This window comes from Gordonia sp. (in: high G+C Gram-positive bacteria) (assembly GCF_049299075.1).
In the GTDB taxonomy this organism is placed as follows: Bacteria; Actinomycetota; Actinomycetes; order Mycobacteriales; family Mycobacteriaceae; genus Gordonia.
Window position 1 is genome coordinate 1 of record NZ_JBAQWU010000355.1, and the last position, 3,129, is coordinate 3,129.

Sequence of the window (3,129 nt, forward strand, 5' to 3'; positions counted from 1 at the left end):
GACAATGCCGAGCGTGCCGTAGCGCAGTTCGGTACCCGACAGCATCTGCGTGAAAAACAGCTGCGTGCCGTAGAAGTACAGCGCGATGACGAGGCCGGTGCACGCGGCGGTTGTCCAAACGTCGATCGCGTCCACCCGACCGGCGGTGAGTAGCGCGATGATGGTCGCCCAGATCAATGTCCAGAGCACCGCGCTCAGCATCGTCTCGATCAGGGCCAACGGTCCCGGATAGGTGAGGCCACGCACCAGGAATACTTCCACTGTGATGCCGATGACGATGATGAAGATGACCAGTGGCCAGCGCCACCATCCGACTATCCCCAGCTTCGGGTTCTGCCACGCGTCGGCATACATTCGGTCCAAGGCGCGTGCGAACGACGTCGCGCCGATGATCGTCATCAGCACGCCCGCGACGCCGAACGATGCGGTCGACGGCTCGGCCGTCAGGGGAACGCTCGGGTCCAGGGCGAGCCATTGGGTGCCGATCCGCGCAATCGCCCGTTGGATGGGCCCGTCGATCGGGAGTGCGGTGAACACGATCATCACCGGCAGGATCGAGGTGAAGGCTTGTGCGGCCAGCGTCATCGCGCGGTCGGTGACGCTGACGCGGCCGAGGCCGGCCAGGATCGCGACCACCAGGGTGCCCTGCAGCCATTGCGCGACTCGCTGAATTAGGGCGCGGGCCCGGGTGAGGTTCACCTGCGGAACAATAGCGTCATGACCGTTCCTGCCGATAGCCATGACCTCATCCGGGTGCGCGGGGCGCGCGTCAACAATCTGCGCAGCGTCGACGTCGACCTGCCCAAGCGGCGGCTGACGGTGTTCACCGGGCTGTCCGGTTCGGGGAAGAGTTCGCTGGTTTTCGGCACCGTGGCGGCCGAGAGTCAGCGGCTGATCAACGAGACCTACAGCGCCTTTGTTCAGGGTTTCATGCCGTCGATGGCGCGCCCGGACGTCGACGTCCTCGACGGCATCACCACGGCGATCATCGTCGACCAGGAACGCATCGGCGGCAATCCGCGCTCGACGGTCGGCACGATCACCGACGCGAACGCGATGCTGCGCATCCTGTTCAGCAGGCTGGGTGATCCGCAGGTGGGGCCGTCGACCGCTTTCAGCTTCAACATTCCCACGGTCAGCGGCGGCGGCGCGATCAAGGTCGGGGACAAGAAGGCGACCACGACGACCTTCGAGAGCCTGGGCGGCATGTGCCTGCGCTGCGAGGGGATGGGCACGGTCGCCGATATTGATCTGACCGAGGTCTACGACGAGAACCTCTCCTTCTACGGCGGTGCGATCACCGTTCCCGGGATCACGCCGGATGGCTGGTACGGCCGGGTCTACGGGGGGGTCGGGATTTTTTGATCCGGACAAGCCGATCAAGGACTTCACGGCCAAAGAAGTCGATGCGCTGCTCTACAAGGAGCCGACCAAGATCAAGGTCGACGGCATCAACATCACCTACGAGGGCATCATCGGGCGGATTCAGAAATCGATGCTGAGCAAGGACATCGACTCGGTGCAGCCGCACATCCGGGCGTTCCTCGAGCGCGCGGTGACCGCCGGTGTCTGCCCGGAGTGCGATGGCACGCGACTGGCCGAGCATGCCCGCAACAGTAGGATCGGTGGGATCAGCATCGCCGACGCCTGCCGGATGCAGATTAGCGACCTGGCAACGTGGGTCGGCGGTCGCCACGACGAGCGCGTCGGCCCGCTGCGCGAGAACCTGGGCCGGACCCTCGATTCCTTTGTCGAAATCGGTCTCGGGTACCTGTCGCTGGAGCGTCCCACGGGCACGCTCTCCGGTGGCGAAGCCCAGCGCACCAAAATGATTCGGCATCTCGGGTCCTCGCTCACCGACATCACCTATGTGTTCGACGAGCCCACCGTCGGCCTGCACCCCCACGACATCGCGCGGATGAACAGGCTGCTGCTTCGGCTGCGAGACAAGGGCAACACCGTGTTGGTAGTGGAGCACAAGCCGGAGACCATCGTGATCGCCGATCACGTCGTCGACCTCGGTCCTGCGGCAGGCCCGCGCGGCGGGCAGATCTGTTTCCAGGGCACCGTCGAGGGGCTTAAGGCGAGCGACACACTCACCGGCAGGCACTTGAGTCATCGTGTTCCGCTTCGGACGAAGGTACGAAAGGCCAAGGGGCAGTTAGAGATTCGCGGCGCCTCGGCTAACAACTTGCGCGCCGTCGACGTCGACATCCCGCTCGGGGTGCTGACCGTGGTCACCGGAGTAGCTGGCTCCGGTAAGAGCTCGCTAATTCACGCCAGCGTCGCCGGACGAGACAGCGTGGTGACTGTCGACCAGTCGGCCATCCGCGGGTCGCGGCGCAGCAACCCGGCGACCTACACCGGGGTGCTGGAACCGGTCCGCAAGGCCTTCGCTAAAGCCAATGCGGTCAAGCCGGCCCTGTTCAGTGCGAATTCCGAGGGCGCCTGCCCGACCTGTAAAGGCAACGGCGTGATCTACACCGACCTGGCGACGATGGCCGGGGTGGTGACGCCGTGCGAGGAATGTGAGGGGCGCCGTTTCCGGGCCGAGGTCCTCGAGTACCGGCTCGGCGGCAAGAACATCAGCGAGGTGCTCGCGATGGCGGTCACCGAGGCACTGGCGTTCTTCTCCGCGAGCGCCGCCAGCACCCCGGCTGCGGTCAAGATCCTGCAGCGGCTCGAGGGCGTCGGCCTGGGATATCTGACCCTCGGCCAGCCACTGACGACCCTCTCCGGTGGCGAACGCCAGCGCATTAAATTGGCGACGGCGATGGCGGGCAAGGGTGCGGTGTACATCCTCGACGAGCCCACCACGGGCCTGCACCTGGCCGACGTCGACCAGCTGCTGGACCTGCTCGATCGGCTGGTTTCGGGCGGAACGACGGTGATCGTGATCGAGCATCACCAGGCGGTGATGGCGCACGCCGATTGGATTATCGATCTCGGACCGGGCGCCGGTCAGGATGGCGGTCGGGTGGTCTTCGAAGGCACTCCGGCGCAGCTGGTGGCCGAGGCGTCGACAGTCACCGGCGAGCACCTCGCGGCGTACGTTGGTCAGTGACACCGAAGGAGTTCGATGATGCCGATCCCCGCTCTGCCCGCAGCCGTGCCGACTGGCCTCTGGAT

1 protein-coding gene and 1 pseudogene are annotated in these 3,129 nt (G+C 65.5%); one reads left to right on the top strand and one right to left on the bottom strand.

Features of this window, described 5'->3' with window-relative positions:
- Window positions 1-699, bottom strand: a 699-nt coding sequence (locus WAW85_RS11250; RefSeq protein ID WP_422559697.1) for a hypothetical protein, incomplete at its 3' end; no start/stop codon positions are given.
- Window positions 700-717: 18 nt separating this feature from the next.
- Between WAW85_RS11250 and WAW85_RS11255 the strand changes: the two are divergent.
- Window positions 718-3,064: pseudogene (locus tag WAW85_RS11255) on the top strand (ATP-binding cassette domain-containing protein).
- Window positions 3,065-3,129: the final 65 nt, after the last annotated feature.